This is a genomic window from Chitinophaga cymbidii (assembly GCF_007992715.1).
Lineage (GTDB): Bacteria > Bacteroidota > Bacteroidia > Chitinophagales > Chitinophagaceae > Chitinophaga > Chitinophaga cymbidii.
In genome coordinates this window covers 1-1,540 of sequence record NZ_BKAU01000016.1, presented here as the reverse complement: position 1 = coordinate 1,540, position 1,540 = coordinate 1, and the positions used below count along the sequence as shown (strand labels likewise).

Annotated in this window: 1 protein-coding gene; it reads left to right on the top strand. The window is 53.9% G+C overall.

Annotation, left to right across the window (positions count from 1 at the left end):
* Positions 1-1,540 (top strand): Calx-beta domain-containing protein (locus CCY01nite_RS26510; protein WP_146867592.1); only part of this gene is annotated, 1,540 nt, incomplete at both ends.

The following is a 1,540-nucleotide window of genomic DNA, read 5'->3' as shown; positions in this document are numbered from 1 at the left end:
CGATCACGTGGATTACCAGGTAAACCCGTCAACAGATAACATCCTGGAACCCACAGAAAAACTACACCTGATCCCTTCCGCCACCGGCTTCACGTTCGGATCAGATGTAACATTAGATATTATAGACAATGACCACACCGGCGCCACGATCGCGTTAAGCACCTCGCAAACCACGATTGCAGAAGGCGGCACCGGCACGACGATCACTGCAACATTACTCGGCGGCCTTACAGCTGGCAGGGACATCGTGATCAACCTAAGCCGCGGCAGCAGCTCCACCTCACAGAGCAGTGACCACAGCACATTAAACCAGATCACGATCGCAGCCATGCAGACCTCCGGTAGCACCACGCTCACCGCAGTCAATGATAACATCCTCGAAAGAAACGAAACAATAGTACTGGAAGGCACCGCCACCGGCTTCACCGTCACCGGTACCACGGTAACGATCACTGACGCCACCGGTCCAAAACAACTCACACTAACACCAGAAGCCACCACGGTAACAGAAGGCAATACGATCAAAGTATGGGTACGCCTTCCTTCCGGCATCACCACATCTGAAGCCATCCCGGTACAACTGGCAGCAGGTGCGAGCACCGTTGCCGGATCAACCGAATACACTTTCCTGTCAACAGTAACGATCCCTGCTAACGGCAACGAGGTGTCCTTCGACTTAACAGCGGAACCAGACAACGTCATCGAACCGAACGAGCTATTGGAGATCACCGCAGAAGCAGATGTGTTTGATATAAATTCCACCGCAAACACATCAATAAATATTGTAGACGCCACCGGCACTGCTGCTAACAAAGTAATCAGCATCACCGGTGCAACTACAGTCACTGAAGGCAGCTCCGCCACACTCACCTTCAGCCTGCCAGCTGGCATCACCACTGCTGAAGCGATCACCATCAACCTTGCAGCAGGCACCGCTACACCCGCAACAGATGCCGCCGACTTCAGCCCGGCATTACTGACGAGTGTAACGATCCCCGCAGGCGGTGATCACGTGGACTTCCACGTAGACCCGGTAACAGATAACATCCTGGAACCCACAGAAAAACTACACCTGATCCCCTCCGCCACAGGCTTCACATTCGGATCAGATGTAACACTGGATATCCTAGACAACGACCACACCGGCGCCACGATCGCGTTAAGCACTTCGCAAACCACGATCGCAGAAGGCGGCACCGGCACGACGATCACTGCAACATTACTCGGTGGCCTTACAGCTGGCACAGACATCGTGATTAACCTAAGCCGTGGCAGCAGCTCCACCTCACAAAGTAGCGACCACAGCACGTTGAACCAGATCACGATCGCGGCAACGCAGACCTCCGGCAGCACCACGCTCACCGCAGTCAACGATAACATCCTCGAAAGAAACGAAACACTAATACTGGAAGGTACCGCCACCGGCTTCACCGTCACCAGCACCACGGTAACGATCACCGACGCCACCGGTCCCAAACAAATCACCTTAACACCAGAATCCACGACGGTAACAGAAGGCAATACGATCAAAGTATGGGTA